The organism is Thalassolituus sp. UBA6592 (genome assembly GCF_002433655.1).
Lineage (GTDB): Bacteria > Pseudomonadota > Gammaproteobacteria > Pseudomonadales > Oceanobacteraceae > Venatoribacter.
Genome location: NZ_DJIO01000013.1, coordinates 1 through 23,621 on the forward strand (window position 1 = coordinate 1; position 23,621 = coordinate 23,621).

Here is a 23,621-nt window from a genome sequence, read left to right on the forward strand (position 1 = left end):
GTGCGCCTTCAGCCACTCGGCCATCTCTCCGGAACACGGCGCGCATAGTACCACGTTCTTCAAAAATTGAAAGGGAAAAATTTAAAGAAATTAAGACCTTACCTCTGAGACGTCAGACCCAGAGGCAGGTTAAGGCAAAGGATCAGTAGTTACCGTTAGGCTCAGATGAGCCATCACCGTTCTTTTCGCCCTGAATACGCTGATAAATCTCTTCACGGTGTACGGCGACTTCTTTCGGGGCGTTCACGCCGATACGTACCTGATTTCCTTTTACGCCTAAGACAGTCACAGTGACATCGTCACCAACCATCAATGTTTCGCCTACGCGACGGGTCAAAATAAGCATAGGAGTTCTCCTGACATTCCTGTTCGTTACTAGGGTGCTATGGGTGGCTTGCGCCGGTGTCCTCAGTCCCATACCTCAGTATTGACCAAAAAAGTCAGATTTAAATACGGTATTTGAGAACATTTTGTTATTAGAGAGCGGTCAATCATTGACCCCTCTCTAACACAAGGCGGGAAATGAGCAGATTACTCTTCGATCGCCTCTGCATCCAGACCAAACGCTGTGTGCAGAGCACGAACTGCCAGTTCCAGATACTTTTCTGCGATCACAACAGAAATTTTAATTTCTGAGGTCGTAATCGCCAGAATATTGATATTTTCATCAGCCAGAACTTTGAACATCTTGCTGGCTACGCCCGCATGTGAGCGCATACCCACGCCTACCATAGACACCTTACAGATGGTGTCGGTTCCGGTGACTTCGCGTGCTTTCAGTTCTTCGCCAACCGCTTTCAGGATTTTCATGGCTTTCTGATATTCACCGCGGTTCACGGTGAAGGTGAAGTCAGTTGTGCCATCGGCAGATACGTTCTGGACGATCATATCCACTTCAACGTTGGCTTCGCTCACCGGCACCAGAATTTTTGATGCAACGCCCGGAACATCCGGCACGCCTTTAACAGTCAGTTTTGCTTCATCGCGATTGAATGCGATACCTGAAATAACTGGATTTTCCACGGAGCTGTTCTCCTCCATCGTGATCAGGGTGCCGTTGCCTTCTTTAAAGGAAGAAAGCACACGCAGCGGTACTTTGTATTTGCCGGCAAATTCAACCGAACGGATCTGCAGTACTTTTGAACCCAGGCTGGCCATTTCCAGCATTTCTTCAAAAGTCACTTTTTCCATGCGTTTGGCCGCCGGAACAACGCGTGGGTCAGTGGTGTAAACACCATCCACGTCGGTGTAAATCTGGCATTCATCGGCACCCAGAGCAGCAGCCAGCGCTACGCCTGTGGTATCCGAACCACCACGACCCAGCGTGGTGATGTTGTTGTCTTCATCAATACCCTGGAAGCCGGCGACAATAACCACACCGCCTGCATCCAGCTGTTTACGCATGGATGAGGTGTCGATGTCTTCGATTCGGGCTTTCATATACGAGCTGTCAGTCTTGATACCTACCTGCCAGCCAGTGAAAGAACGGGCATCAACACCGCGCTTCTGCAGAGCCATGGACAACAGGGCAATAGTGACCTGTTCACCGGTAGATACCAGCACGTCCATTTCGCGCGGGTCTGGTGTTTCAGAAATATCTTTCGCAAGGCCGATCAGACGGTTGGTTTCACCGCTCATCGCGGATACAGCAACCACTACCTGGTGGCCGGCATCGTGGAAAGATTTCACTTTATCGGCAACCGCTTCAATACGTTCTGTTGTGCCAACAGAAGTGCCGCCGTATTTCTGTACGTAAAGCGCCATGACGTTCCGGATTGACTGTTGTAAAAAAGGGCGCTAATTAAACAACAATTGCCGGGCGCATGAAAGGTGCCACCAGCCTTTATTGGCCAGATTCTGGTCAATAATTCATGCACAGACAGGCACAAAAAAACGGGCCGCAGCCCGTTTCTCTGTTTACGTTATCTGTTATGAGACTGTTTGTCTCAAAGCACAGACTCCGCCCACTTGCTGAAGGCTGCCAGTGCGTCAGCAATACCTTCCGGTTTCTGACCACCCGCCTGAGCCATTTCCGGCTTACCACCGCCGCGGCCATCCACGTATGGCGCACACTCTTTCACAGCATCACCGGCTTTGGCTTTACCGATCAGGTCTTTGGTAACACCGGCCAGCAGAGTCACTTTCCCATCGGAATCCGATGCCAGCATGATCAGTGCAGAGCCCAGTTTGTTTTTCAGCTGGTCCATGGTGTTACGCAGTGCCGGAACATCAGCGCCATCGAGTTTGGCCGCCAGCACTTTTACGCCATTGATGTCCCGGGCGTTGGCCGCCAGGTCAGAACCGGCACTGGAAGCCAGTTTATTTTTCAGTGCTTCCAGTTCTTTTTCCAGCTGGCGGTTACGGGCCATCAGCTGATCAACTTTATCACCGACGTTATCCGCTGAGCCTTTCAGGTTGCGGGCGATGCTGTTCAGTGTCGCTTCTTCCTGAGCAATAAAGTTCAGCGCGGCCTGGCCAACCACAGCTTCGATACGGCGGATACCCGCCGCGATACCGCTTTCGGAGGCAATCTTCAGCAGACCCAGATCACCGGTACGGGATGCATGAGTACCACCACAGAATTCCACTGAGAAATTATCAGTACCCATGCTCAGTACACGCACGACGTCACCGTATTTCTCACCAAACTGCGCAGCAGCACCGGTTTCACGCGCTTCATCAATATTCATCACGCGGGTCACTACCGGCGTATTGGCACGGATCTGTGCGTTAACGATGTTCTCGATTTCTGCCAGTTCCGCGGTACTCACGGCTTCCAGATGCGAGAAGTCAAAACGCAGGCGGTCGTAGGTATTCAGCGAGCCTTTCTGGTGAACATGGTCACCCAGCACTTCACGCAGAGCAGCGTGCAGCAGGTGGGTTGCCGAATGGTGCAGCGCCGTCGCCTGACGTTTTTCTGCATCGACAGTCGCTGTCAGCTTGTCGCCAACTTTCACACTGCCCTCGACCAGAACACCTTTGTGCAGATGGTTACCGGATTCTTTGGTAGTGTCTTTCACCTGGAAGACCACGCCGTCGGCTTTAAGGAAACCGGTATCACCAGCCTGACCACCGCTTTCCGCATAGAAAGCGGTTTCGTCCAGTACCAGTACGGCTTCATCACCGGCGTTCAGCTGATCAACCGCTTCACCGTCTTTGAACAGGGCTTTTACCGAACCGGTATTTTCCAACTGTTCGTAGCCAAGGAAGTTGGTTTCACCGTCCAGCGTCAGGCCTTTACCATAATTGCCATCAAAGTGGCTGGCAGAACGGGCCATCTCGCGCTGGCGCTCCATGGCCGCATCAAAGCCTGCTTCGTCCACTTTCAGATCCCGCTCACGGGCCACGTCAGCGGTGAGGTCCAGCGGGAAACCGAAGGTATCGTACAGTTTGAAGGCAGTTTCACCCGGAATGGTGTCGCCGGTCATTTCAGCAATGGCTTCATTCAGAATGCTCATGCCTTTATCCAGCGTTTTGGCGAACTGCTCTTCTTCCAGACGCAGCACTTTCATCACGTGATCCTGCAGGTTCACCAGCTCAGGATAGGCGTCGCCCATCTCTTTGCTCAGTGCCGGTACCAGCTTGTGGAAGAAACCGGCCGGTGCGCCCAGCATATGACCATGACGTACCGCACGACGGATAATACGACGCAGCACGTAACCACGGCCTTCGTTGGATGGCAGCACGCCGTCCACGATCAGGAAGCTGGTTGAACGGATATGGTCAGCAATCACACGCAGTGATTTGTTCTCGGTATCGGCACAGCCGGTCAGCTCGCCGGCGGCTTTCAGCAGCGCCTGGAACAGATCGATTTCATAGTTACTGTGCACGCCCTGCTTGATCGCAGAAATACGCTCCAGACCCATGCCGGTATCCACGGATGGCTTAGGCAGCGGGATCATGTCGCCGTTTTCTTTGCGTTCAAACTGCATGAAAACGTTGTTCCAGATCTCGATGAAGCGGTCACCGTCCTCTTCCGGTGATCCCGGAGGCCCACCCCAGATGTGTTCGCCGTGGTCGAAGAAAATTTCAGTACACGGACCACACGGACCGGTATCGCCCATCTGCCAGAAGTTGTCAGAGGCGTAACGGGCGCCTTTGTTGTCACCGATGCGGACGATTTTCTCCGCCGGCAGACCGATTTCTTTATTCCAGATGTCGTACGCTTCATCGTCTTCGGCGTACACAGTCACCATCAGTTTCTCAACCGGCAGGTTCAGCCACTGCTCAGAAGTCAGAAACTCCCAGGCGAAATGAATGGCGTCATTTTTGAAGTAATCGCCAAAGCTGAAGTTACCCAGCATTTCGAAGAAGGTGTGATGACGGGCGGTGTAACCGACGTTTTCCAGGTCGTTGTGCTTACCACCGGCGCGCACGCAGCGCTGTGATGTGCAGGCGCGGGTATAGCTGCGGTGTTCCAGGCCAAGGAACAGATCCTTGAACTGCACCATGCCTGCGTTAGTGAACAGTAGGGTCGGATCATTACCGGGAATCAGTGGGCTGGACGCCACCACTTCATGCCCTTTGGAAGCGAAATAATCAAGGAATGCCTTGCGAATGTCTGAGCTTTTCATACGGCTGCGGGTATCCGGAAGCGGTTGTCATTTATTGAAAGAGGTGGAGTATAGCGGTTTGCGCGCCCGAGTCCGAGTCCCGCCGATGGGTTTATAAACAACCTTTAATGGGCCGATACAAAATTTTTCTTGACGAATCACGGATTCAAGATAACTATATAAGCATACTCTAATTTAGAAAAAGGTGATGTTATGAATATCGATCGCATTGTAATGGCCTTCGCCGGAACCGTTATTCTGGCTTCACTGGCACTGTCTCAGCTGCACAGTGTGAACTGGCTGTGGCTGACAGCGTTTGTTGGCGCCAACATGCTGCAGGCTTCTCTGACCAGCTTCTGTCCGCTGGCGATGATCCTGAAAGCCTTCGGCGTTCAACCTGGTTGTGCATTCTACCGCAGCAAATCCTGAGGGTTCTGACAGCCGGGTAACATCCCCGGCATCAGTGCGGGGAGACAGCGCTTCTCACGTGGCATCAATTATGTGGCGTGATCTGACCCCGTATAACGCTGCCCTGTCGTTATAATCAGCCCTCCCGGAAACTCCAGCGGAGGGCTGAGTGCGTAACCTGTTCCTGATTCAGATATTTCTGCTTCTACAGCTTTTTCCCAACGCTTTTACCCAGCCTGTCTTTGCTCAGACGGCCGTGACACTGACGCCTGCTGCGCAGTGTTCAGTGCCAGACTTCCGCTATCCGGATTCTCAACTCAAACAGCATTGGCCTGTGCTTAATGCTGGTCCATCGCTGCCGTTCCCTGATCAGGATTACCTGCAGGAATATTTCAGCCGCTATCCGGCACTGCTCAAACAGACATTAACCGCAGCGCAGCAACCCGGGCATCACCCTTCCCTGCAGTCGCTCAACGAAGGGCATCTGCAGCCGCTGGCGCACGCTCTGCAACAGGTCTGGCGCCTGCATTATCAAGGCGATTTTATTGCCGCCTGGGAATTGGGGAACTCACTGGGTCCGGTTGGCGCCGTGCCCGGTCTGTATGCACGGATGATGTACGCCACACTGTCAGTGTCTGATTCCACAGATAAACTCGCTATCCTGCGTGACGCCGCACAAAGGTCAGAGCAGCTGCTGCCGCTGACCCCGGATGATGCCTTCGCCCGCTTTGGGCTGATTTATGCCAGAGCCAGAATTCTTGAACTGCTGCCAACCACTCAGGCCTCATCCACTGGCTATCTGCAATCAACCCGCGATACCCTGCTGCAATTGATCAGGGAAGATCCGCAGAATGCCCTTTATCCGGCTACATTGGGCGGTCTGCATGCCGGCGTTGTCAGCCGCGTAGGCTCATTTATTGGCAGCGTGACTTACGGTTCCACTGCCGGCAAAGCCATCGCAGCCTTTGAACAGGCACTGCTCAATGAAGCACAGCTGCCGGTAATTTATTTTGAATACGCCAGAGCGCTCGGTATGATCAACGCCGGAAAATACCGCGATCAGCAGCTGGCTCTGCTGCAGAAATGCCTGCAGCAGCCGGTACTCAGCGCCGAAGAAGCGCTCAATCAATGCCAGTGTCAGGAGCTGCTCACGGAAACAATCGCAAACAGATAACAGGGCAGCCCGAGATGATTAACCCCTGGGTAATCGCCGCTATGATTCCCGCTATGGTGATTGTGATGATTCACTTTGCCATCGGGCCTTTCGGCCACCCCACACGCCTGCACTGGCACATGCGCTGGAAGCAGTGGCCGGCAGGTATAAAAACGCCGCTACTGTTAATTGCCGCCATCCTGCTCGCTGCCGGCGCGAGCCACGCAGTTGGCCTGTGGATGTGGCCGCTGTCGGAGTGATATACGACACAGGAAAGGCTCTGGATTGAGCGGCTGACGCTTAGCTGACAACACCAGAATCATCCGGAAAAACAGCAACACCCGACCTTCTGGTCCTTAAATCGATAGCTCTGAAAACAATAACAATAAAAAGAGACGATCATGGAAAGACTCCGTATTCATAACGGCGACATCACGCTGGACTGCCGTGCTGCCGGCGCGGAAAGTGGCGAACTGGTTATTCTGCTGCACGGATTCCCGGAATGCTGGACCGCCTGGCGCCAGCAGATTCAGCCCCTCGCTGACGCCGGTTACCGGGTCATCGTTCCTGATATGCGCGGCTATGGCTGCTCCTCCAGACCAAGACACCATAAGCGTTACCGTCTGGACGAACTGATTACCGACATTGATGCCATACGCCGTTACTGTGGTCAGTCACACTTGCATCTCGGCGGTCATGACTGGGGCGCAGCAGTGGCCTGGTGGTACGCTCTGCATCACCCACAACGGCTTGCTTCGCTGACCATCGTGAACGTTCCCCATCCATTGACGTTTCTTGAAACTCTGCGTTCGAGTCCGCTGCAACTGTTTAAAAGCTGGTACATTTTCTTCTTTCAGCTGCCGGTGATTCCGGAGTGGCTGATCAAAAGGGGAAACTATGCCCTGTTGCGGCTGACATTAAAGAAGACCTCGAACAAAGGTGCTTTTGCAGACGAAGACCTGCGTTATCTGTTACACAGCTGGCAGCAGCCAGGCTCAGTCCGGGCAATGGTAAATTATTACCGCGCATTGCTGCGCAATATCGTGCGTCCGGCGCAACCACAGATAACAGTGCCAACCCGCATCCTCTGGGGCGAGCGTGATATTGCTCTGTCGTCTTCCATGGCCAGCAACAGTCTGCAGTATCTGCACAACGGCGAGTTAATCAGTTATCCCGATGGCAGCCACTGGCTGACACATGACCTTCCCGCAGAAGTATCAGCACGCCTGCTGGAACACATCAGTCGCCACCCGGTTGCAACGGAATCTGCTGCAGACGTTCTATAGACCAATGGTGTAAGGACACGCGCCTTTTGGTCAGTGGCTGGCAGACACCCCGATTTTCTTTAATCAGTACTTCGTTCTGAGGCTATTGCTGGCAGTTGATTCCTGTCCCTTAGCTTAGAAATGAGCGTGAAATATGCGCGAATATTTCAGTTTCATGTACAGAAACGGCCACATATGACCGATTTATCCGTATAATCGCGCCAGACTTTTTTACTGGAGTTCTTATGGAACGTATCCTTATTGTTGGCGGTGGTGCCGGTGGGCTTGAACTGGCCACCCGCTTAGGCCGCCAGTTGGGCAAACGTGGCAAAGCCCATATCGAATTGATTGATGCCAATCAGACCCACCTGTGGAAACCCCTGCTGCACGAAGTAGCCACCGGCGCACTGGATTCCGGCATCGATGAACTGAATTATCTGGGGCACGGCAAAGTTCACGGCTTTACCTTTAAGCTGGGACGTATGTGTGGTCTGGACCGCGAGAAAAAAGAAGTCATCCTGTCGCAGATTCTCGACGACGAGGGTGAAGTTCTGGTTCCTGAACGCCGTATTCCCTACGACACTCTGGTTCTTTCCATTGGCAGTGTGACCAATGATTTTGGCACCAAAGGGGCCGCAGAGAACTGCTTTTTTCTCGACAGCCGTGTTCAGGCCGAACGTTTCCACCACACTCTGCTGAATGAATTCCTGCGCGCCAACGCCAACCCTGAAGAAGGTCCCCGCGCACTCAACATTGCTATCGTTGGTGCCGGTGCCACCGGTGTTGAACTGTCTGCAGAGCTGTACAACACCGCAGAACTGCTGGTGCGTTATGGTCTGAAAAAACTGACGCCGGAAAACCTGCGTGTCAGCCTGATTGAGGCTGGCCCACGCATTCTGCCGGCCCTGCCGGAGCGTATCTCTCTGGCAGCAACCCGCGAACTGGAAAAGCTGGGGGTAAACGTCCTCACTGAAACCATGATCACCGAAGTGACTGATTGTGGCTTTAACACCAAAGACGGACGCCAGATTCCTGCAGAACTCCGGGTCTGGGCCGCCGGCGTAAAAGCCCCGGCCTTTATGGCCACACTGGGACTGGAAACCAACCGCGCCAACCAACTGGTGGTAAACGCCAGTCTGCAGACCGAAGATGAAAACATCTTTGCGCTGGGCGACTGCTGTTCTGTGATGGGCGCTAACGGCCGTCCGGTACCGCCAAGGGCACAGGCCGCTCACCAGCAGGCATCCCATCTGGTAAAAGCGCTGCGTGCACGTCACCGCGGTCAGCCAATGCCGGAATTCGTTTACCGCGATAAAGGTTCTCTGGTATCTCTCAGCCGCTACAGTACGGTGGGCAGCCTGATGGGTAACCTGACCAAAGGCTCGATGATGATTGAGGGGCGTTTAGCACGTCTGGTTTACGTATCCCTGTACCGCCTGCACCAGATTGCTCTGCATGGTTATTGGCATACGCTGCTGCTCAGTCTGGTTGGTCACATCAATAAAGTGATCCGCCCACGCCTGAAACTGCATTAAACCTCAGCGATACAAAGCTGACGGCAGATCGAAAAAAGCCTCCGAGCACTGCTGCTCAGAGGCTTTTTTTGTCTGTAGGCATATCACAGACTGCTGGCGAGCGCCTGCGCGCGGTAGTCCCCAGGCGTTGAACCGGTCCAGCGTTTGAAGGCTTTATAAAATGCACTCGGTTCCGCGTATCCCACCATATAAGCGATCTCGTACAGCGGGATGGCGTAATCTTCGATCAGGCGCATGGCCAGTATCTGCCGGCTTTCATCCAGCAATACCTGATAGGTAGTGCCCAGAGCTTTCAGACGACGCTGCAGATTGCGCACACTGATACCCAGCTGCGCAGCCACATCTTCCTGCGCCACATGGCGACGCATCAGACAACGGCCAATGATTTCCCGTAATTCCGTATACAGAGTCAGGTGTTCATTGAGCTTCTTCTCTTTCAGCTCAAGTTCGCGCAAGGTGTTGGTAAAACTGTGGGTATGATGATCCGGATTAATGCGTATCCAGGCATCAGCACTGATTTCGGTGCGGCAATTGTCGCCCTGAACCACAGGCACGCCGAGTAACTCCGAGAGTTCGTCCTGACGATCCCGGGCACAGGAAAACACAATACGGATATCGCCGCTCTGATAAGTGCCAGCCAACGCATTGCGGCACAGAACGGCCACCGCTGCCAGTGCCTGCTGACACTCGCCATGACTGAGCGAACTGCCATCCGCCGTACCGGCGTGCAAAACAACACAGTCTTCACCCGCATCAATCTGGATGCTTGCCAGTCCGATGGAACGGTGAGAAAAACGCAGTGCGGCAGGCAGACTCTGAGCCAGGTTTTCGCCACAGCGCATCAGCCTGCCCATAGGCAGATCACGTTCGGCAAGATAGCGCCCGGACTGAGCAGCGATCAGACTGCCAGTGAATTGTTGCTCTACCCGATTCTGCGCCTCGCGTAATTTATCAGCGGCGATCCATGGCGGTAACGGTCCGAATTCAGAAATCCCCAATGCCCGAAGAATGGGCAAAATATCTGCACCCCGTCCGTCCCAAAAATTGAGTAAATGCTGTACCAGTACGATATCTACCTGCACAGTTGGGCCCATATCCCTCCCCAACATCATAATTTCCCATACTTCCGATCTGTGCCGGATTAACAATTGTTCTTAGAATATTATTCATCGGGATCATGGTTAGAGGCGTGTTTTGTGTCAATAGACTGAGGCGACACAGGCCAGGAGTGTGAATAAAAGCCAGTAAAGTCAGGAGAAATCAGTCATATTGAGACACTGAATGCCAGTGATCGAGTACATGGCTGATTTGTGAACCGGTGAATCCACGATAGGCGAGAAAGCGATAAATGCGGGCTTTTTGCTTCTGATCCGACAGATCCGGCGACGGGCCAAATTTCTTTTCGGCCACGGCAATGGCCTGGGCATACCAGTCTGCTTCGTTTTCTTCCATGGCGCTGTGGATCTCTGCGGCACCCACGCCTTTACTGCGCAGCTCATGTTGCATACGTAAAGGCCCGTGACCACGATGTACACGGCTGTTCACAAAAGATTCAGCAAAGCGTTCGTCGGATTGCCAGCGTCGTTCCGCTAACTCATTGAGCAGGTTATCGAGATCTTCAGCCGAGGCGGCTTTGGGGCGCAGCTTACGCTGCAATTCAAGGCGGGAATGATCCCGGCGTGACAGCAGATCAACTGCTGCACACCGGAGTTCAGAGTAAGTTAACGGATCAGGCTTCGGCTTCTTCATCAACTTCTTTGTCAGCGTCTGCGACAGCTGTAATGTTCAGCATCTGAGCACGAATGGCAGCTTCGATTTCTGCAGCCATTTCCGGATGATCTTCCAGGAAGGAAGCTGCATTGGCTTTACCCTGGCCAATCTTATCGCCTTTGTAGCTGTACCAGGCGCCGGATTTGTCGACCAGATTACATTTCACACCCAGGTCGATTACTTCGCCCATGTGATAAATGCCCTGACCGTACATGATCTGGAATTCCGCCTGCTTAAACGGTGGCGAAACTTTGTTCTTAACCACTTTCACACGGGTCTCGTTACCGACCACTTCATCGCCCTGCTTCACAGAGCCGGTACGACGGATGTCGAGACGAACAGAGGAGTAGAATTTCAGTGCGTTGCCGCCGGTGGTGGTTTCAGGCGAACCAAACATCACGCCGATCTTCATTCGGATTTGGTTGATGAAGATAATCATTACGTTGTTCTTTTTGGCCGAGCCGGTCAGCTTGCGCATCGCTTGGCTCATCAGACGTGCATGAACGCCCACGGAGCTATCACCCATATCGCCTTCAAGCTCCTTTTGGGGCGTCAAGGCTGCGACCGAGTCAACGACAATTAGATCCATCGCACCGGAGCGGGCGAAAGTATCGACGATTTCGAGAGCTTGCTCACCGTTGTCGGGTTGTGAGATGAATAGCTCATCAAGGTTTACACCAACGCCTTTGGCGTATTTGGGGTCGAGCGCATGCTCGGCGTCGACGAAGGCACAGTTAAAACCGGCTTTTTGAAATTCAGCGATCGCATGTAGGGTCAGGGTGGTCTTTCCCGAGCTTTCAGGACCGTAGATCTCANNACCGATCTTCATACGGATCTGGTTAATAAAGATCACCAGACAGTTAGCAGCTTTTACATTACCTGTGATTTTACGCAGAGCCTGAGACATCAGACGCGCCTGCAGACCAACGTGGCTGTCGCCCATCTCGCCTTCGATTTCGGCTTTCGGTACCAGAGCCGCCACCGAGTCGACTACGATCACATCAACTGCGTTAGAGCGTACCAGGCTGTCACAGATTTCCAGTGCCTGCTCACCGGTATCCGGCTGAGATACCAGCAGAGTATCCAGATCGACACCCAGCTTCTCGGCATACAGAGGATCAAGTGCGTGCTCAGCATCGATGATGGCAACGGTTTTACCCGCTTTCTGCGCCTGAGCCATGGCAGACAGACACAGGGTGGTTTTACCTGAGCTTTCAGGACCGTAGATCTCAACGATACGGCCCTGGGGCAGACCACCTATGCCCAGTGCGATATCCAGACCCAGAGAGCCGGTGGAAATAGCCGGAATAGCTTCGCGTGGCTGCTCGCCCATTTTCATAATGGCGCCTTTACCAAACTGGCGTTCAATCTGGCCCAGTGCCGCATCAAGTGCTTTCTGTTTGTTAGCGTCCATCGCTGTGCTGCCTCTCTGTTGGGTTGCCGGTACGGCTCAGTCTGACGTTTCACTGTGTGAATGTCCGTCAGTGGAGCTGTACAGGTGAATCACTGTAAATTTAACCAGTATTTAAGCACAGCTGATTTGCCTCGCCAACCCCTGTTTGCAGAATGACCGCAAAAAACAACAACTGGATATATATCAGGTATCTTCTTCAGCACGCCAGCCAACGACACAGGCCACGGATTCCGTGATCTACAGCCTGTTCACGCACCGCCTGGCGGTCACCGGCAAAATGACAACATTCGCTGATCTGATGCTCCGCATTGCCCCAGGCAAACCAGACCGTTCCCACAGGTTTGCCTTCTACCGCACCACCCGGGCCGGCAATACCACTGACTGCCACCGCAAGGTCGCCGCCACTGTTGCTCACCGCACCTGCCACCATGGCACGCACCGTTTCTTCACTGACAGCACCATGTTGTTCAAGGATCAACTCAGGTACATCCAGACAGCGCATCTTGGCTTCGTTGGAATAGGTAACAAAGCCACACTCAAACCAGCCGGAGCTGCCGGCAAGATCGGTAATGGCTGAGGCAATGCCACCGCCGGTGCAGGATTCAGCGGTAACAACTTTCTGATTGCGGCTGGTGAGAATTTCAGCCAGAGCCTGCAGGGAGGCCAGACGTTCAGCAGACATAGACACCTCGTCAGGTCATGCCCATATCCGTATGCCGTCACACGGATAGCGGCGCGAGAATCGGGTAAACAACGCCTATGGTAAGGAAAGACGTCCGTTCCCGGCAACATCTTAAAGAACACCAGGCGTTGCACGCAAAGAACGACAGTCGCTGCCTGCCAGCAATAAAAAAGCCCGCGCGGATACTCCGTGCGGGCTTTCACATCTCAGCATGCATCGGCAGCTGAAAATGATCAGTTCATGCTGCGTACTTTACCGCGGTTCAGCAGACGGTGAGGATCATAAGCCTTAATGCTGGCTTTAATCTCATCGCTGAGACTGCCGCCATGCTTGCCATCTTCCAGGGTATACACGTGGGAATTATTAATTTTAATGCCCAGTTTTTCGTGAATATCCATAATTTCCTGCAGACGCTCTGCACTGCTGTAACGCACCAGAGGCAGACCGGTAATCAGCAACTGACCATTTGCCAGGCGGATATATTCCAGATGAATTTCTACTTCATCACCGGTTTCAGCTTTCAGATCAGCCAGCTGTTGCAGCACGTTTTCTGCATCATAATTGGTCTGCAGATTAGTGAAGCTTTTATCATGCTTCAGCGCATGCAGCGTGGCGTGGTTCCAGCAATGTTCCATCATGGTCAGTCCACTCTGGGTCATTTCTTCAAACGACTGAGTCCAGGCAACCCGGCCATTGTATTCCGCCAGCAGATCCAGCATTGGCGTTTTACTCTGTTCAGCCACCAGGCTGACCACCATAAATTCACCGGCTTTCAGATCGGATGGCACATCCGAAAAATAGGCTGCAGCAGCCGGGTTGTATAAACCCAGTTCCCGCTTGGCAATGCCAACGGAATCAAACATGGTACGGCAAAAACCGTGCGCATCTTCAATGCTGTTGAAGGCCAGCATATATTCATCCCAGGACTGAGCCGGAGCCAGTGCCAGTTCCATATCCAGAATAATGCCGTTGGTGCCATAAGTATGGTGGAAGGTCAGCAGATCTTTGCCTCGCAGTTCGTTGATCACCGGTTCTTCTTCGATGGTCATCACACGAATGCTCTGCACTGTGCCAGGAGCAGAAATCGGACCGAAATTAATGGAACCTACGCCACCAAACCCACCGGCAAACAATCCACCAATACAGGCAGCTTTGTAGGTGGATGGCAGACAGCGTAATTCCCAGCCCTGTTCACGCACAGTGTCTTCCAGCTCGCCGATTTTCATGCCGGTCTGAACACGGATCAGACCATCGGCAATCCAGTCTACTTTTTTGCAGGACGTCAGATCCATCACCAGACCGCCTTCCAGCGGAATAGCCTGGCCATAGTTACCAGTACCACCACCACGGATCGTCAGTGGAATTTTATGCTGAACGCAGGCTGCAACCAATGCCCGGATTTCTTCTTCATCCCGTGGCTTAACAATCATGTCCGCTTTTTTATCGGCCAGCTGTTCCACCAGCAAAGGGCTGAACCAATAGAAATCTTTCGACAGACGCTTCACATGCACCGGAGAGGTAATCCATTCCATATCCGGCAGGGTATTTTTCACTTCGGTCAGAGTTTCTTTTACATTCATCGTGTTATCCACATGCAAATATATTATTAATTAATTGGATTCACTTTCGTGCCAGCTGCCAATCGTAATTCTGGCCAGCAACGACATAGAGAGAAACAGCACCACACCCGTCAGGGAAATCAGCACCAGGGCTGCAAACATACGCGGAATATTCAGCTGATAACCGGACTGCAGTATCTGATACGCCAGACCGGTATCACTGCCGCCGGTACCGGCAACGAATTCCGCGACAACCGCGCCAATCAGTGCCAGACCACTGGCAATACGTAATGCGGCAAAGAAATATGGCAGCGCAGACGGTACCCGCAGGCGCAGCAGAGTTTTCATGCGCCCGGCCCGACGTAAACGGAAATACGCCAGTAAGTTGGGCGACACACTGCGCAGCCCCAGCGTGGTATTGGAAATAATCGGGAACAGCGCCACCAGCGTCGAACACACCACCAGAGCCAGCGTTGTGTTCTGAATCCAGATAATAATCAGTGGCGCGATAGCAACGATGGGCGTTACCTGCAGCAGTACTGCGTACGGGAAAAACGCCGTTTCAACGGTACGGCTCTGAACAAAAATAAACGCCACCAGAACACCAAGCACAATTGCTAACAGGAAAGAAAGCAGCGTAATTTTCAGGGTGAACAGCAATGATCCGCCGAGCAGATCCCAGTCAGCAATCAGAGTTTTCACGACGACCAGAGGTGCCGGAAAAAGATACTCGGGAACATTGCCGACGGTAACAATCATATGCCACAGCAATAACAGCACCATGGCAATAAATGTCGGAATCAGATATTTACGCACTTTCGGATCATTCAGTAACGGGTAAATAACTTTCAAAACTGATCCTCCTCTGCTGCCGCATCCATCAGGTATTCATGCAGTTGCATGGCATATTCACTGAAGCGCTGCGTCATACGGAATTCCGACTTACGCGGAAACGGCTCATCAATTTTAATATCAGCAACAACCCGGCCCGGACGTGCTGCCATCACGATGACACGCTGTGACAGAAAAACGGCCTCATGAATGGAGTGAGTTACGAAGACAACCGTCAGACCGTTATCACGCCATAAATCCAGCAGGTCAGAATCCAGACGGAAACGGGTAATTTCATCCAGTGCACCGAAAGGTTCATCCATCAGCAGAAGATCGGGATTCACCACCAGACCACGGGCAATGGATACACGCATCTGCATACCACCGGATAATTCCCGTGGCAAAGCATCAGCAAAACGGTCAAGTCCCACCAGCTTCAGCGCTTTATCGATACGCGGCTTCGCTTCTTTTGACGGGATATTGTCCAGCTCCAGCGCCATGCTGACGTTCTTACGCACGCTGTGCCACGGCATCAGCGACGCTTCCTGAAATACGAACGACAGTGAATGACCGGTTTCTTCAATCTGATCCACCGGCTTTTTCCACAGCAACAGACGACCATCGGATGTATCTTCCAGTCCGGCAATCATCTTCAGCAGCGTACTTTTACCGCAACCGGATGGGCCCAGCAGGGTTACGAATTCACCCTCTTTAATCTTCAGATCAACCGGGCGCAATGCCCGGGTACCGTTGGGATAGACTTTCTCTACCGACAACATCTCGATGGCGTTTACCTCCCCGGCGGCAGCCGGGGAAGTATTAACCTGTTCAGTGTTGCCTGCAGCTTTGTAATTCACATTACTGATCATGGCATTACCGGATTTTTAGTAACAAACTCAGTGGTGTAAACCTTCGCCAGCGGTACTTTTTTGCCGTCGATCAGTTCGTTTTCTACCACCATGTCCCAGGTCGCTTTCATGCGCTCATCGGTAATGATGCCAATACCTTTGGTAGCTGCATCACCGCCGGTCACGAAACCGGACTCATTCAGTTTTTCTACCGCAAATGCCAGCTGCTCGGTGGTCATGTTCGGGTTTTCTTTCTGAATCAGTTCATTACCTTTTGCCGGATTGCTCAGGTAGTTTTTCCAGCCCTGCATAGAGGCTTCGATAAAGGCCTGAACCTGTTCAGGGTGTTCTTTAATCACGTCGTCACGACAGGCAATGGAATTACCGTATGGAGGGTAGCCTTCGTCACCCAATGCATAAACAAGGTAGTCAGCACCAGCGTTTTTCATTGCGAATGGCTCTGAGCTCATATAGCCCTGCTGCGCGACGCTGCTGTCAGCCATAAACGGCTGGATATTGAAGGTGTATGGGCGCGCCATTTTATCGGTAAAGCCGAATTGTTTTTTAGCCCATGGCCACCAGGCAGAATGTGCGCTGCTGGAGATCAGTACGGTATGACCTTTCAGGTCTGCCAGACTCTTCACATCGCTGTGGGTAATGATCACAGTCGGATCGTGCTGAAAGGTACCGGCAACCATGGTCATCGGGATACCACGCTGTTGCGCCATCATGGTGGAAATGTCATCACGGATAATACATTCCGCCTGACCAGCCGCCATGATCTGCACAGAGTTCACCTGCGGGCCACCCATTTTTACGCTGACGTCCAGACCTTTAGCTGCGTACAGACCTTCTGCTTCTGCCTGATAAAAGCCACCGTGCTCCGCCTGTGCATACCAGTTGGTAATAAAACGGAACTTAGCATTTTCCGCCTGTGCCGCTGGTGTGATAGCGGCAGCCAGCACAGCTGCGACGCCGAGGGTTTTACTGACAGTTTTTACCTTGCTGAACATATGATGTTTCATAATTGCCTCTGCAATAGTTAGTTTGCTGTTTTCCAGATATTTTGCTTTTTGACGTTATTTCTGTGAGTGAACATAGCCGCTGTAATGACCACGTCCCCAGGTTGTTTCACTGCGTTTTACCCACTGTGCCTGATGAATTTCAGTAATCACCTGAGCCCAGCCTGAACCCAGTTCCTGCAGAATCTGAAAACCCTGTTCAGGCGTCGCTCCGGTCGGATCACCGATCACACCGGTCGGGCCAAAATCGTAAGATGCCCAGGCCGCTGCCGGACGCCCTGTGGTTAAGCTCGGACATGGAAAAGGTTCCGGGAAATGCGCTTCAGCACGGTCCATATGCAGGGTATCCGGAGCCAGCGCCATCAATGCTGCGGTTTCTGCATGGCCGGCGTGCATTGCCAGCTGATGTTCTTTTTCCGGAATAAAACTGCTGTCGAACGGAATAGACCAGGGGGAACGGGTGATGACCATATAATCACCATGACGCAGACGCAGTTCGCGCGCCGCCATTTCCAGCGGCTGTGGCTGACCACCGTGGGCATTAATCATCAGTAATTTACGGAAGCCTGCACGGTAAATGGATTCGCCGATTTCCTGGATGGTATGCAGCAGCAGTTCGCCGGTCAGGGTTACAGTACCGGGAAAATGAATATGCTCATCGGATTTACCATAAGTAATCGGTGCCAGGCCGTAAGCAGGAATATTATCCGGCAACATTTCCAGCGCTTTACCGACAAAACCGGCGGCAATAATAGAGTCTGTGGCGCAGGGCATATGTGGCCCATGTTGCTCAATGGCACCTACCGGCAAGACAATCACAGTATTTTCTTTGTCTTCCAGAGCATCAATATCAGTCCAGCTCAGGTAAGGTAAAAAACGGTTAGCAGGAATATATCCGTGCAGCATAAAAACTCCTCAGTTGCCTTTGTTCAATGGCAGGTAGGCGGTGGCTTCCACTTCAATCAGAATATCGGTGCTGGGTAACATGGCACTGACTTCAACGATGGTAGAAATCGGTGGTTCATCCGGAAAAAACATCTGCCGGACTTTTGAGTAATAAGGGAAGTGATCCAGATTGCGGAAGTATTGCACCAGCTTGAATACGTCGCTCATCTGCCCGCCTTCGCTTTCAATAATGCGGCGGATGGCATCCAGTACGAACCAGCTCTGTGCCAGAATCGGCCCCTGTTTTATATCGCTGGAAAATTCACCACTGCGGCCAATCAGGTCTGCAGCGTCATCGGGAATATCATCAAAGCCTTTAACAATCAGGCGGCGTGCGGGATCGACCGCAATCACACCGGACAGAAAAATAAAATCACCGACACGTTTGCTTGCCAGATAACGTGCCAGTGGGGCTCCGTTTGTTTGTTCCGGGGTTTGTTCTTGGGGGTGTTCCAGGTTTTGTTCAGGTGCATGCTCAGAAGTCATTGCCTTCTCCGTTTACAATTCAGCTGAAGAAAAATACGCCGGCTTTTCCGTATCCGAAGCATTGATAATGGTGCCGCCGTGAATGCGGATATGCCCGGAAGATGACGGCCAGCTCCAGGGAGAATCGGTGCAAAAAATCAGCAGATCCGCCGGCTGCCCGATCAGGGAAAAATCCGCATTACTTTTCAGCCAGTCGGTACGACAGATAGCCTGAGACCAGTCGTCAAACACGTTATCCAGATGCGCGCTGTAGACGGCCATGGTCAGCATCTGGCACAGGTCGTAATTACCCAGCGGGCAGAACGCATCCTGTACGTTGTCGTTGGCCAACAGCACGGGAATACCGCGTGCTTTGGCTTCATGAATCATGCTGATACCGCGCTGACGCGGTGTACGGCCAGGTTCGGCATCCTGCAGAAAGAGATTGGTGGCAGGCAGTGCAACAAAAGTAATGGGCTGTTGCGCCGCCCGGTCGAGCAGATGCAGCGCCATATGTTCAGACTGACTGCTGAGCGCACAGACGTGGCCACAGACAATGCGTCCGGAAAAAGTCATCTGCTCCAGAACATCGAGCAGACATTCCAGTCCGGCGGCCTGACCACTCAGTTCTTCATCAATGTGCAGGTCGAGATCGACGCCAGCTTCGGCACTGCAGCGCAGCAGAATTTCGACAGCAGCGGGATCAAGATTGGTGCTGTGAATAAATGCTCCCATCACGCCCTGCTCACTGGCGGCAACGGCAGCGATAATCTGTCTGGCTACGTTTTCATCGGCGAGTAATGGCAGCGGCACCAGAGCCACGCGCTGCACGGTAATACGCTCACGCCACTGTTCAGCCAGTTCCCCCATAACCTGCCAGCCCAGCGGAACCTCAGCCGTAATCCAGTCGATGTGAGTACGCAGTGTGCGGGTACCGCTCGCCCAGGCCGCCTGCAGCGCTTTTTCGCCACGCTGTGTCAGGTCTTCACGACTCCAGTGGGCGTACTGGTCAGCACGCATGGCTTCAATGGCCGGCAACAGACCGGGCTTAATTTTGCCCAGACGTTCGCGGGTATAGGTTTTATCCAGATGCGTATGCGCGTCCAGTAACCCAGGCAAGGCCAGACGACCGCCGCCATCAACCACACTTCCGTCAGGATTCTGAGGGCAGTCACTGGTGGGCGTTAATTCAGTAATACAGCCATTTTCGATGTGCACATCGGCCAGTGCCGGCGAGCCGTCTTTTTTCACGGCATCTTCAGGCCAGTTGTCCGGCAGCAGCCAGGCGGGCAGACGTAAACGAAGGATACAGGAGACGGAAAAAGTCATATCAGCGCCCCCTTACAGCTCAAGGGTCAGTCGTTCGGAACGACAACCACCGCAACACAGCGCGACGTATTCTTCGCGCTCTTCGTCCTCCAGACACTGGTCGTGATGTTCAGGATCACCGTCTTTCCACGCCACCACACAGCTGCCACAGATACCCTGCTCACAGGTGGTATCCACATGAATACCAGCCTGACGCAGCGCCGCTAACATAGATGATCCGGCAGCCACCGGGACGGTCAGATCTGATTCACTCAGATACAGCTCATAACCTTTGTCGGCGAGGTTCTCCAGCGGTGCGAAACTCTCTTCATGCCAGCAACCGGCAGGCAGCATACTGCACTGCTCACGTACCAGATCGATAAAACCATTCGGGCCGCAGCAATACACATGGGTACTGCCAGGCAAACTGCTGAGCACTGTGCTCAGATCCATGCAACTGCGCACACCAAACAGCGTGGTGACGTCCCAGCCGCTGGCAGCCAGCTCCGCTGCAAACGGCAGAGAAGCCTCATCAGAAGCACAGGCGATGATGCTGAAATCTTCCCCTTTGGCAGCAAGTTCATGAGCCATGGCCATCAGGGGAGTCAGACCAACACCGCCACCTATCAGCAGGTGATGAGCTGCACGCTGCTCCAGTGGGAAACAGTTATTAGGTGCAGACACCTGAAACTCAGCGCCCGGCAATGCCAGTGCATGCAGCGCTTTTGAACCACCACGGCCGGCGTCTTCGCGGCGCACAGCAATATCGTAATAACCACGCTGAGCAGGATCACTGCACAGTGAATAAGCCCGGCTCAGCTCGGGTGTGATCTGAACTTCAATATGGCTGCCGGCAGTAAACGCCGGCAGCGGTGAACCGTCCGCTGATTCGAGACGAAAGCGGCTGATCAATGGCGTCAGGGCATGACGCTCAGAAACTTTTACGGTAACAGGTACTTCGTGTTGCAAATTCATAATTTGACCAATTGAATTGACCGATCGGTCAAACCATATGCACAACAAATGCCAATCTGTTTGAGCACAGGGTCTGACGACCGTTAAGGCGGGGTTAAAAAAGGGGAAAAATGATCAGCGAGCGGGAGAGGAAATACCGCAGCAAATTCCGCAGCCCTGCAGAATAAAGGTGGTCAGTTCGTGCAGAATTTTTTCTCTGACCTCAGGGTCGGTCAAAGGGCCATCCATTAATTTTTCTGCCTGCAGTGTGTAGTCAGAATAATACTGAGTCAGCGCCCAGATATGCATGATCAGCAGACGTCCGTCCGGTGCCCGTAATTTGCCTTCCTCTGCCCAGCGGTTAATACGTTCAACCTTGCGCATGGTGGCCGCAATAGCCTGTGGCCAATATTCCTCCAGACGCGCGCCACCACTGAGGATTTCCATGGTAAAGATGCGCGACAGCTGAGGATGATCCAGAGCGTAATCGAGCTTCATTTTAATGAATTTTTTCAGCTCTTCTGCAGGCTCACTGCCGGGCGTTTCATCAAAGCTGAAAAAGTCTGCCCAGGCATTTAATACCTTGCCCAGAACCTTGGAATACAGGGCTTCTTTATCTTCAATATAATAATGCAGCTGGGATTTTTTCAGCCCCGCCCGTTCAGCAATTGCCTGGGTCGAAGCACCAATAAATCCATGCTGACTGAACTCAATAATGGCCGCATCCATTATGTTCTGAATTATTTCCTGGCGGCCTAGTTTTGCCCGCTCAGTACGGCTCATTGTACCTGCCAAATTTTGCACCACTTCAGTGATCTGTGTGTAATATTGCCCTACAAAAGCGCAAGACCATCCAATAAATATGGCTTTTATCAGCCGTTTTTCAGTATACCCCAAGCCCAGCCCTGAACCCCAGCATCAGCCGTGCAGACGGATCCGGCTGCTGAATTCCGCCGCCTGATTTGCTACTCTGGGCCGCGTTTAAAAACGTCTGCCAAGGCAGGCAATAACAGTCATCAGCAGTAATCAGGTGCGACAGCAGTTTCATGAGCGATAAGAGCAATAGCAGCCAACATACACCAATGATGCAGCAATACCTGCGCATCAAAGCGGAATTCCCCGACACTCTGCTGTTTTACCGCATGGGCGATTTTTACGAACTCTTTTACGACGACGCCAAACGTGCGGCACAGCTGCTGGATATCACCCTCACTGCCCGGGGTCAGAGCGGTGGTCAGCCAATCCCCATGGCAGGTATCCCCTATCACGCCGCCGATAACTATATTGCGCGTCTGGTAAAGCAGGGCGTTTCCGTCGCCATTGCCGAACAGATCGGTGATCCGGCAACCACCAAAGGGCCGGTTGAACGCAAAGTCGTGCGCGTCATTACGCCAGGTACCCTGACCGACGAAGCCTTTCTTGATGAGCGCTCTGACAACCTGCTGGTTGCTCTGTGTTCCGACAATCAGCGTCATGGTCTGGCGGTGCTGGAAATCAGCTCCGGTCGTTTTTCCGTATTTGAAGTAGACGGCGAAGAAGCTCTGCTGGCCGAAATCGAACGTCTGCGTCCGGCAGAATTGCTGTTAAACGAAGACCAGCTGGCGCCGGGTCATCTGGCAGAGCGTCAGGGAGCCAAACGTCAGGCACCGTGGCATTTTGAATCCGACACCGCCTTCCGCCTGCTGACCACGCAATTGAAAACCCGTGATCTGCGCGGCTTTGGCTGTGAACACTTAACCGTTGCCATCCGCGCTGCCGGTGCGCTGCTGAATTATGCGCAGGAAACCCAGCGCAACAGTCTGCCGCATATCCGCTCGCTGCAGGTCGAACTGCCGGATGATGCCATTATTATCGACCCAGCCAGCCGCCGGAATCTGGAAATCGACATCAACCAGAAAGGCGATGACGACAAGACCCTCGCCTGGATTATGGATAAAACCGCCACGGCCATGGGCAGCCGTTTGCTGAAGCGCTGGCTCAACCGCCCGCTGCGCGACCGTAAACTGCTGCAACAGCGCCAGGCATTTATCAGTCAGCTGATTCACACCTACACCACCGAAGAACTGCACAGCTGCCTTAAACAGGTCGGCGACATCGAACGTATTCTGTCCAGGGTGGCACTGGGCTCTGCCCGCCCGCGCGATCTCGCCCGTCTGCGTGATTCTCTGGCCGTGGTTCCCGATGTACGTCGCTTACTGCAGGCACTGGACAGTGATCTGGCAAAAAACCTGCTCGAACGCGCGGTGGAATTCCCCCATTGGGTTGAGCGCCTGAACAAAGCCATTATCGAAAATCCGCCCGTGGTCATCCGTGATGGCGGTGTGATTGCCGAAGGCTACGACAGCGAACTGGATGAACTGCGTTCGCTCAGCGAAAACGCCGGCGATTATCTGGTGAAGCTGGAAGAGCAGGAAAAAGAACGCACCGGATTAAGCAGCCTGAAAGTGGGTTATAACCGTGTGCATGGTTACTACATCGAAATATCCAAAGCCCAGTCCGATTCGGCACCGACGGAATACATCCGCCGCCAGACGCTGAAAAATGCCGAGCGTTTTATCACGCCGGAACTGAAAGAATTTGAAGACAAAGCCCTGAGCGCCAAAAGCCGTGCTCTGAGCCGCGAAAAAGGCCTGTACGATGAACTGATCAGTGAACTGGCAGAAGAGCTGGTACCACTGCAGGTCTGCGCTGCCGCGCTGTCGGAAAGCGATGTGTTATCCAATCTGGCGGAGCGTGCGGAAAGCCTGCGCTTTGTGCAGCCAACCCTGACCGACGAGCGGGTACTGGATATCAGACAGGGCCGTCATCCGGTGATCGAAACCCTGATCACCGATCCCTTTGTGGCCAACGATACGCACCTCGATACTGAGCACACCATGCAGATCATTACCGGCCCCAACATGGGCGGT

At 53.1% G+C, this 23,621-nt stretch carries 21 protein-coding genes and 2 pseudogenes; 6 read left to right on the forward strand and 17 right to left on the reverse strand.

Going from position 1 to position 23,621, the window contains the following annotated elements:
- Positions 1 to 142: 142 nt before the first annotated feature.
- The 3 genes from csrA to alaS form a co-directional block, all read right to left on the reverse strand.
- On the reverse strand, positions 143 to 346 hold the full coding sequence (gene csrA / locus B2Z72_RS01100) for a carbon storage regulator CsrA (protein WP_296986407.1): 204 nt from the start codon (positions 344 to 346) through the stop codon (positions 143 to 145).
- A 185-nt stretch (positions 347 to 531) separates the two neighbouring features.
- A complete protein-coding gene (locus B2Z72_RS01105) occupies positions 532 to 1,764 on the reverse strand; it encodes an aspartate kinase (RefSeq protein WP_296986404.1) in 1,233 nt (410 codons plus the stop codon).
- A 182-nt stretch (positions 1,765 to 1,946) separates the two neighbouring features.
- Positions 1,947 to 4,574 (reverse strand): alanine--tRNA ligase, encoded by a 2,628-nt coding sequence (gene alaS, locus B2Z72_RS01110; protein ID WP_297004011.1) that lies wholly within the window; start codon positions 4,572 to 4,574, stop codon positions 1,947 to 1,949.
- A gap of 192 nt (positions 4,575 to 4,766) precedes the next feature.
- Here alaS and B2Z72_RS01115 point away from each other — a divergent pair, with 192 nt between their 5' ends.
- The 5 genes from B2Z72_RS01115 to B2Z72_RS01135 all read left to right on the forward strand — a co-directional run bounded on the left by B2Z72_RS01115 (position 4,767) and on the right by B2Z72_RS01135 (position 8,914).
- A complete protein-coding gene (locus B2Z72_RS01115; RefSeq protein ID WP_296986394.1) occupies positions 4,767 to 4,982 on the forward strand; it encodes a YgaP family membrane protein in 216 nt (71 codons plus the stop codon).
- Between the two features lie 148 nt (positions 4,983 to 5,130).
- The gene (locus tag B2Z72_RS01120) at positions 5,131 to 6,135 is read left to right on the forward strand and encodes a hypothetical protein (RefSeq protein ID WP_296986392.1); all 1,005 of its coding nucleotides are present in this window, start codon (positions 5,131 to 5,133) and stop codon (positions 6,133 to 6,135) included.
- A gap of 14 nt (positions 6,136 to 6,149) precedes the next feature.
- Complete coding sequence (locus tag B2Z72_RS01125) at positions 6,150 to 6,374, forward strand: hypothetical protein (protein WP_297004014.1); 225 nt, start codon at positions 6,150 to 6,152, stop codon at positions 6,372 to 6,374.
- A 141-nt stretch (positions 6,375 to 6,515) separates the two neighbouring features.
- Positions 6,516 to 7,400 carry an alpha/beta fold hydrolase gene (locus tag B2Z72_RS01130; protein WP_296986388.1) on the forward strand — a complete coding sequence of 295 codons (885 nt, stop codon included), beginning with the start codon at positions 6,516 to 6,518 and terminating at the stop codon, positions 7,398 to 7,400.
- 224 nt (positions 7,401 to 7,624) lie between these two features.
- A complete protein-coding gene (locus B2Z72_RS01135) occupies positions 7,625 to 8,914 on the forward strand; it encodes an NAD(P)/FAD-dependent oxidoreductase (RefSeq protein WP_296986385.1) in 1,290 nt (429 codons plus the stop codon).
- Between the two features lie 83 nt (positions 8,915 to 8,997).
- Here B2Z72_RS01135 and B2Z72_RS01140 read toward each other — a convergent pair whose 3' ends face one another.
- The 14 genes and pseudogenes from B2Z72_RS01140 to B2Z72_RS01205 all read right to left on the reverse strand — a co-directional run bounded on the left by B2Z72_RS01140 (position 8,998) and on the right by B2Z72_RS01205 (position 21,507).
- Positions 8,998 to 10,008, reverse strand: coding sequence for a helix-turn-helix transcriptional regulator (locus B2Z72_RS01140; protein ID WP_296986384.1), 1,011 nt, complete (start codon positions 10,006 to 10,008; stop codon positions 8,998 to 9,000).
- A gap of 166 nt (positions 10,009 to 10,174) precedes the next feature.
- Entirely contained in the window at positions 10,175 to 10,663 is a 489-nt protein-coding gene (gene recX / locus B2Z72_RS01145; protein WP_296986381.1) for a recombination regulator RecX, read from the reverse strand.
- Positions 10,644 to 11,498 (reverse strand): annotated as a pseudogene (recA, locus tag B2Z72_RS01150) (recombinase RecA); the annotation flags it as partial. The pseudogene recA (B2Z72_RS01150) and the gene recX, both read right to left, overlap by 20 nt.
- A gap of 15 nt (positions 11,499 to 11,513) precedes the next feature.
- Positions 11,514 to 12,098 (reverse strand): annotated as a pseudogene (gene recA / locus B2Z72_RS01155) (recombinase RecA); the annotation flags it as partial.
- A gap of 196 nt (positions 12,099 to 12,294) precedes the next feature.
- Positions 12,295 to 12,780 (reverse strand): CinA family protein, encoded by a 486-nt coding sequence (locus B2Z72_RS01160; protein WP_296986376.1) that lies wholly within the window; start codon positions 12,778 to 12,780, stop codon positions 12,295 to 12,297.
- Between the two features lie 233 nt (positions 12,781 to 13,013).
- Positions 13,014 to 14,360, reverse strand: coding sequence for an FAD-binding oxidoreductase (locus B2Z72_RS01165; RefSeq protein WP_296986374.1), 1,347 nt, complete (start codon positions 14,358 to 14,360; stop codon positions 13,014 to 13,016).
- A 30-nt stretch (positions 14,361 to 14,390) separates the two neighbouring features.
- Positions 14,391 to 15,191 (reverse strand): ABC transporter permease, encoded by an 801-nt coding sequence (locus B2Z72_RS01170; protein ID WP_296986371.1) that lies wholly within the window; start codon positions 15,189 to 15,191, stop codon positions 14,391 to 14,393.
- Entirely contained in the window at positions 15,188 to 16,039 is an 852-nt protein-coding gene (locus B2Z72_RS01175) for an ABC transporter ATP-binding protein (RefSeq protein WP_296986369.1), read from the reverse strand. The genes B2Z72_RS01170 and B2Z72_RS01175 overlap by 4 nt, the downstream gene beginning before the upstream one ends.
- A complete protein-coding gene (locus tag B2Z72_RS01180; RefSeq protein WP_296986366.1) occupies positions 16,036 to 17,043 on the reverse strand; it encodes an ABC transporter substrate-binding protein in 1,008 nt (335 codons plus the stop codon). Before B2Z72_RS01180 ends, B2Z72_RS01175 begins: the two co-directional genes overlap by 4 nt.
- A gap of 54 nt (positions 17,044 to 17,097) precedes the next feature.
- Complete coding sequence (locus tag B2Z72_RS01185; protein ID WP_296986363.1) at positions 17,098 to 17,946, reverse strand: creatininase family protein; 849 nt, start codon at positions 17,944 to 17,946, stop codon at positions 17,098 to 17,100.
- A gap of 9 nt (positions 17,947 to 17,955) precedes the next feature.
- Complete coding sequence (locus B2Z72_RS01190; RefSeq protein WP_296986361.1) at positions 17,956 to 18,471, reverse strand: RidA family protein; 516 nt, start codon at positions 18,469 to 18,471, stop codon at positions 17,956 to 17,958.
- Positions 18,472 to 18,483: 12 nt separating this feature from the next.
- Positions 18,484 to 19,779, reverse strand: a complete 1,296-nt coding sequence (locus tag B2Z72_RS01195; RefSeq protein WP_296986359.1) for a hypothetical protein — start codon at positions 19,777 to 19,779, stop codon at positions 18,484 to 18,486.
- 12 nt (positions 19,780 to 19,791) lie between these two features.
- The gene (locus B2Z72_RS01200; protein ID WP_296986357.1) at positions 19,792 to 20,733 is read right to left on the reverse strand and encodes a PDR/VanB family oxidoreductase; all 942 of its coding nucleotides are present in this window, start codon (positions 20,731 to 20,733) and stop codon (positions 19,792 to 19,794) included.
- A gap of 114 nt (positions 20,734 to 20,847) precedes the next feature.
- A complete protein-coding gene (locus tag B2Z72_RS01205) occupies positions 20,848 to 21,507 on the reverse strand; it encodes a TetR family transcriptional regulator C-terminal domain-containing protein (RefSeq protein WP_296986355.1) in 660 nt (219 codons plus the stop codon).
- 251 nt (positions 21,508 to 21,758) lie between these two features.
- Here B2Z72_RS01205 and mutS point away from each other — a divergent pair.
- Positions 21,759 to 23,621 (forward strand): DNA mismatch repair protein MutS (gene mutS, locus B2Z72_RS01210; RefSeq protein WP_297004017.1); only part of this gene is annotated, 1,863 nt, incomplete at its 3' end.